The following is a 3,334-nucleotide window of genomic DNA, read 5'->3' on the forward strand; positions in this document are numbered from 1 at the left end:
GTATAATGATAAAAGACTTACATACTATTTTTTCATTTTGAGAGGAGCTTGAAAAATGTATTCTACTTTAGAACAATTAACAAAGCACCCTGTATTTTATCATTTTGCAGAAATTTCAAAGATTCCTAGAGGATCAGGTAATGAAAAGGAAATTAGTGATTATTTAGTGGGCTTTGCAAAAGAGCGTGACTTAGAAGTCATTCAAGATGAAGCATTAAATGTCATTATTAAAAAAGAAGCAACAGCTGGTTATGAAAATGTACCAGCTATTATTATTCAAGGTCATATGGATATGGTTTGCGAAAAAAATCAAGCAACAGTACATGATTTTGAAAAAGATCCAATTGAATTACGAATCATTGGGGACATGTTATATGCAAATCAAACAACTCTAGGTGCTGATAATGGTATTGCAGTTGCGTATGCATTAGCTTTATTAGATTCGAAAGAAATTCTGCATCCAGCACTTGAAGTCGTTATCACTACTGAAGAAGAAACGACAATGGGCGGGGCTTTTGCTATTGATCCAAATCATTTTGAAGGAAAGATATTTATAAATATTGATTCTGAAGAAGATCATAAATTACTTGTAAGTAGTGCAGGTGGTGCGAAAGCTGTTGAAACAATTCCCGTAATTTGGGATGAAGCGCCAGCGAATATGGATGCATACCGTCTATATGTTGGTGGTCTAAAAGGCGGACATTCTGGTATGGAGATTGATAAACAACGCGGTAATGCGAACAAAGTATTAGGACGAGTATTACGTGATTTATCAGCACGTACGGAGTTTTACATAAGTGAAGTTCACGGCGGATTAAAAACGAATGCAATTCCGCGTGAAAGTGTAGCTACAATTTTAATTCGTACAGAAGATGTAGGACAAGTAGAAGAAAAACTAGAATCATGGACACGTGTATTACAAGAAGAAATGCGTGCTGTTGATCCAGATGTTCATGTTACACTGACAAAATTGGATGAAACAGTTGAAAAAGTATTTGCTAAAGAGACACAAAAGCAGCTTATTTCATCATTATTCTTAATTCCGAATGGTATTCAAAGTATGAGCATGGATATTAAAGGTCTTGTAGAAAGCTCAACAAATTTAGGCGTTATTGAAACGTTGCAAGATGAAATTAAATTACGTAACGAAGTGCGAAGTTCTGTAAGTAGTTTAAAACAACATGTTGCAGAAGAAATCAAATATATTGCTGAATTAGTTGGTGCTACATTTGAAATAGAGTCAGAGTATCCAGAATGGCCATACAATCCAAACTCACAAATTCGTAATTTATTTGAAAAAGTACATCAAGAAAAATACAATAAAGAAATTGAAATCTTCGCTGTGCATGCGGGGATTGAGTGTAGCGCATTCGTTCAAAAGATGCCTGAATTAGATGCAATTTCATTTGGACCAGACATTTTCAACGTCCACACTCCAGATGAACATATCAGTATCTCTTCTGTAGTGAATAACTGGGGATTCTTCATTGATGTAATGAAGGGTACGAAAGAATTAGCTAAGTAATAACGACGAAATAAAAAGGAGCCTATAAAAATTTATAGGCTCCTTTTTTGTATTGGAATTTATCCCGCTATTTGCCGGGCAGCCCGATTGGTTCAACTAATAATCGTGGGGGATGAATAAAACCACTACTGATTAAAGTTTCACTTTATGAGAAGTCATTTTTCGTTAGTATGTAATATTAAGCTTGAACAATTAATAAGGATGAATTGTTGATGTTTTTTAGTACTAATGAAGGGGTGGAGAAATGAAGGAAAGAAAGCATTTTATTGTTTGTATGTTTTTATTGTTTTTCACATTTAGTTTTATTGGTGTTCAGAAAATAATAGCAGAAGAAGTTGAATTTTCAGGAACAACAGCTCCATTGAATGTAAATGTTAGAGAGGCAAAAAGTTTGAATGCAAATATTGTAGATGTGATTCCCGGAAATAAAAAAGTATCTTTTAAAGGATGGGAGTATGGTGAAGCGGTTAAAGATTACTGGACAGGAAATTTAGATAATCGTTGGTTTTATTATTTTAAAGATGGAAAAAAAGTATATGTAACGTCAGCGTATATTAATGGAAATCCCCCAAGTACACCAACAGACCGTAAATTATCTGTACCTAACATATTACAAGAAAGATCAAATTGGTGTTGGGCAGGCACTTCGGTTTCAGTTTTAAATTATTTTGGGAAAACTCCTTCACAAGATCAGTATGTTAGGTATGTTAAGGGTGGATCATATAATAATCCTGCAACTTCACGTGAAATACAATATGGATTATCGGGATATGGTGTTAGCTCAGCTATAAGTTCTGGAGCAAAATCTTATGATTGGTTCAAAAGTCAAATTAATAGTAATCAGCCGATGATTGCACTCATTATGTGGCAAAATGGAGCTAACATCGGACACTTTCTAGTACTTGATGGATTTTATAAAGGGACAAATGGAACAGATTATATAACATACATGGACCCTTGGTATGGTGATCATTATAATCATAATTTCAGTACGTTCCATAACAATAATAATTTTTGGTGGAGTGAAACTGTTTATAATATCCATGCAAACTAATAATATTAAAAGCGGGGGTTCATAAATGGGAAAACTACTTAAGCTTGTGATACTGTGCATGTGCTTAATGACCGTTATTATTTTCGCTAGTAAAATTAGTTATGCATCAAAAAATAAAAGTGAATCAGTACAATCGATCGCATTAAAAGATTATCAATATAGTAAGGGAAGTTCTTCTGAAAATTTAAGTTTTGAAAAAATAACAACATCTCCATTTTCGTTACCAATCTATGAAACAATTCCAGCACAGCAAATTTTAAATAGCTCTGAATTTAAGAATTTACTATTACCAACAAATGAAAAGCTGTGGTTTATTATGAAGGGTGAGCAGCCAGAAGGACTAATTGTTGCGAATGATACTGAACCGATTCGAACGGGCGGAGAAAATAGAAGTAAAGATTTATATGGATTATATAAAGCAATAAAAAATAATACAAATGAAACAAAAGATATTAGTTATTTCGAATTTGAAGGGCAAGGAATATTGGTAGTAAATCAAAATAATGATCAAGAAATATACCTTAGTAAAGGTGCCGCTGCCATATTAAAACTTCCTGCTGGTCAAAAAGTATTGAGCAGTGAAGTAATACAGAAAATGAAAGAGAGAATTGTAACTGGTTTTGAATAGTGGTAATATCTGATTTTTTTGTTTATACAAGGTTGAATAGGGAACAGGATCAATGGTAGCATTAGGGCATCTTTACTGTTTGAAACCTAATAGTGTATATAAAAAGGTTAGAGAAGTTAATTCTCTA

The 3,334-nt window shown here is 33.3% G+C and carries 3 protein-coding genes; all 3 read left to right on the forward strand.

Features of this window, described 5'->3' with window-relative positions; genetic code table 11:
- The first annotated feature begins 55 nt into the window (after positions 1 to 55).
- A complete protein-coding gene (pepD, locus tag ACQGS6_RS25095; protein WP_000287533.1) occupies positions 56 to 1,525 on the forward strand; it encodes a beta-Ala-His dipeptidase in 1,470 nt (489 codons plus the stop codon).
- 244 nt (positions 1,526 to 1,769) lie between these two features.
- Positions 1,770 to 2,579 (forward strand): papain-like cysteine protease family protein, encoded by an 810-nt coding sequence (locus ACQGS6_RS25100; protein WP_000664542.1) that lies wholly within the window; start codon positions 1,770 to 1,772, stop codon positions 2,577 to 2,579.
- Between the two features lie 25 nt (positions 2,580 to 2,604).
- A complete protein-coding gene (locus ACQGS6_RS25105; protein ID WP_000517260.1) occupies positions 2,605 to 3,207 on the forward strand; it encodes a hypothetical protein in 603 nt (200 codons plus the stop codon).
- Positions 3,208 to 3,334: the final 127 nt, after the last annotated feature.

It is taken from the genome of Bacillus sp. GMs2/2, assembly GCF_050172095.1.
GTDB lineage: Bacteria > Bacillota > Bacilli > Bacillales > Bacillaceae_G > Bacillus_A > Bacillus_A cereus.